This window comes from Thermotalea metallivorans (assembly GCF_001562415.1).
GTDB classification, from domain to species: Bacteria; Bacillota; Clostridia; order Peptostreptococcales; family Thermotaleaceae; genus Thermotalea; species Thermotalea metallivorans.
Genome location: NZ_LOEE01000086.1, coordinates 1 through 2,932, shown reverse-complemented (window position 1 = coordinate 2,932; position 2,932 = coordinate 1). Strand labels below are relative to the sequence as shown.

Sequence of the window (2,932 nt, the reverse complement as noted above, 5' to 3'; positions counted from 1 at the left end):
TTGAGGAATATAAATGTACACAAGCTTCACTCCTTTGATTAGAGGTATTGTGTACATATATTCCTCTTTTATTTTGCAAATTATTACGTCAATTTTTGGTAATTATTTAAAAAGTGCAAAACTATAGAAAATTAATATATTGACATGTGTAAAAAGCTTATGTATAATCAATTGTAAAAAATATAATATGTCCAGATGCTATGAGGGAGAATAGTAAAAAAGTGATGTTTCCCAGAGAGCAAGGAATAGGTGAGAGCCTTGTAAACTAGCTTTTTGAAACCCGCTCCGGAGTATAATGATGAAAAAATCATTACGTTTTAATCACGTTACGATTAGCAAAAGTGAGTCAATTGACTAATTAGGGTGGTACCGCGGGCTAACTCTCGTCCCTTATGGGATGAGGGTTTTTTTATTTTTAAAATATAAAGTCTTCAATTAGTAGACATAATATCATTATGTAAATCAATTTTGATGAAGAGGAGTTTATTTCGGGGAGTGGTAAAAATGACATATTTAAAGGATAAATGCAAAAAAATTACAGGAGGCGGCCCAAAGGTTGGCCACCATGGATACAAGGGCAAAAAATGAAGCTTTGGAGAAAGTGGCCCTGAGTTTAGAAAGACATGAAGGACAGGATTGATTTGCAGAAAGGAAAATCTAACAAAAATATTGAGGTGGTAGTATGAATTATAAAATTGGTTTTATTGGTGCCGGCAACATGGCCTATGCAATGATTAACGGTTTAATCAATAATTTCCCTGATATTTGCAAAGATATATATATAAGTAATAGAACCATGGATAAGGCGAAAAGCCTTAGCGAAGAATTCGGTGTTTCGACGGCATTGAATCATCGTGACTTGGCGAAAAAGTGCAACATCATCATATTGGCAGTCAAACCTATGATTTATAAGGAGGTACTAAGAGAAATCCAAGATGTTATCACAGAAGATCATATACTTATATCCTTAGCGGCGGGGATACAAATCAAATATATTGAACAATTTTTTGAGAAACCGGTAAAGGTCGTAAGAACAATGCCAAATACGCCTGTTTTGGTGGGGGCAGGGATGACAGCCGTTACTCCCAACCGTCAGGTTACAAAAGAGGAATTAGATTTTGTTCTAAGTATATTTGAGAGTATCGGCAAGGTAGATGTTATCGATGAAAATTTGATGGATATCGTGCCTGCCATTAGTGGAAGCAGTCCTGCCTATGTGTATATGTTTATTGAAGCTTTGGCAGATGGAGGCGTACTTCATGGGCTGTCTAGGGAAAAGGCATACAAGTATGCTGCTCAGGCTGTATTAGGGGCAGCAAAGATGGTTTTAGAAAAAGAAAAGCACCCGGGAGAATTAAAAGATATGGTTTGTTCTCCTGCAGGAGCAACGATTGAGGCAGTTTATTCTTTAGAAAAAAGCAATTTTCGAGGAGCTATTATTCAAGCAATGAATGAGTGCACTGCGAAAGTAAAATTGTTAGGCCAAATGGCAAATCGATTGTAAGACGATAATAGTAAAGAGGCGATGCCATGATAAAGGTAAATGGAAAGGAATTGCCATGGAAGGAGAATGTATCCATTCAAACCCTGATAGAAATGGAAAACTGTCCATATATGGCCATGGCTGTATCTGTAAATGGCAGGATGGTACCGAAAGAGGCCTACTGCAATACTTATATACAAGACGGCGATGATATCAAGATCATTTATCCCATTGTAGGCGGCTAGTAGGTCCAGCAATGGGATAAAGACAATCTAAGAGCCCAATAAGGGCTCTTAGTTGCTATTATGCCAAATAGCTATTAAAATAGCTATTAGCCGATAGCTAATTAAAGTCATCTAAATTCGACAGAAATTGATGGAATAGCAAATGAAATATATTATCAACTAAGAAGTTGAAATATGTCGAATAGTCTTTGGAAAATTGATCCGAGAGCGATTTGTCCGTTGTCCAGAATCTAAGAAAACGAAATTCCATGATTTTGTGCGACTGTATCGTACATTTTATTGGCATATGTTTATCAAAGGGTTGCAATGTTATCTTATTGAATAAAATAAAAGTTTGATGAAAAGGCTTATAAAGATAAAGGTACATAAAGAGGAAAGAAACAAAAAATAAGACATCATTGGCAATCAAAAGCAGGAATCGGAGAAAATAACTATTCTTTAAATGTATATTTAGGGAATAGTTATATCATTGATATTTATTCTCAATACAAAACAGCACAGCCTGGTACCCTTCTCCACCCAAGGACAATAAAGGCTGGCATACTTCCATGACAGCCTTTATCGATAACATTACATATATTCAGATCTAAAAAGTATTAGTAAATGAACTTGACAGTAGTAGTCGTAAACTCGCCTTCAGTCAATTTATATGAATCAAGCAATTTGGAATCAGTATTGATAGTAAATTCAAATTTCTGCGTACTACCTGGATAATTCTCGAACCATTCTCCTACTCTATAGTTCTTTCCTAAACTAAAGGATAACGTAAATTGAGGGGTGTTACAATGGATTTTTTGCATCGCAGCTGTTACACTTTTTGTCTGCGTTTTGTTACACTTTTATATTACACTAAACACTTTTCACAGATTTTCATGAATAATTCAGGATGAATTAAAATGTGGACTGGAATTGACTGATGTTAGTATATAAGTATGGACACAAAATAAGGTTTTAGATATACTAAAGATTTAAGAAAGGAAGTGTCCATAAATGACAAATCGAAGAACTTTTACAGAGGATTTCAAAACAATGATAGTAGAATTGATACAATCCGGTAAAACAATCAGGGAAATTTGTAGCGAATATAGCCTAAGTGAAACAGCAGTCCGAAGTTGGGTAAAAAAGAAATCTCCAATTAACATAGAAGGAGATGTTACAAGCCTTGAAGAAATCAAGAAAATTAAAAAAGAAATTGCAAAGCTCA

General features: G+C 35.0%; 3 protein-coding genes and 1 other annotated feature. All 3 genes read left to right on the top strand.

Annotated features, from left to right (window positions below; translation table 11 throughout):
• The first annotated feature begins 191 nt into the window (after positions 1–191).
• Positions 192–394: a binding site (T-box leader), on the top strand.
• A gap of 288 nt (positions 395–682) precedes the next feature.
• The gene (gene proC, locus AN619_RS14995) at positions 683–1,504 is read left to right on the top strand and encodes a pyrroline-5-carboxylate reductase (RefSeq protein WP_068558078.1); all 822 of its coding nucleotides are present in this window, start codon (positions 683–685) and stop codon (positions 1,502–1,504) included.
• 26 nt (positions 1,505–1,530) lie between these two features.
• Positions 1,531–1,728, top strand: a complete 198-nt coding sequence (gene thiS / locus AN619_RS14990) for a sulfur carrier protein ThiS (protein WP_068558077.1) — start codon at positions 1,531–1,533, stop codon at positions 1,726–1,728.
• 990 nt (positions 1,729–2,718) lie between these two features.
• Positions 2,719–2,932 (top strand): transposase (locus tag AN619_RS14985; RefSeq protein ID WP_068556888.1); only part of this gene is annotated, 214 nt, incomplete at its 3' end.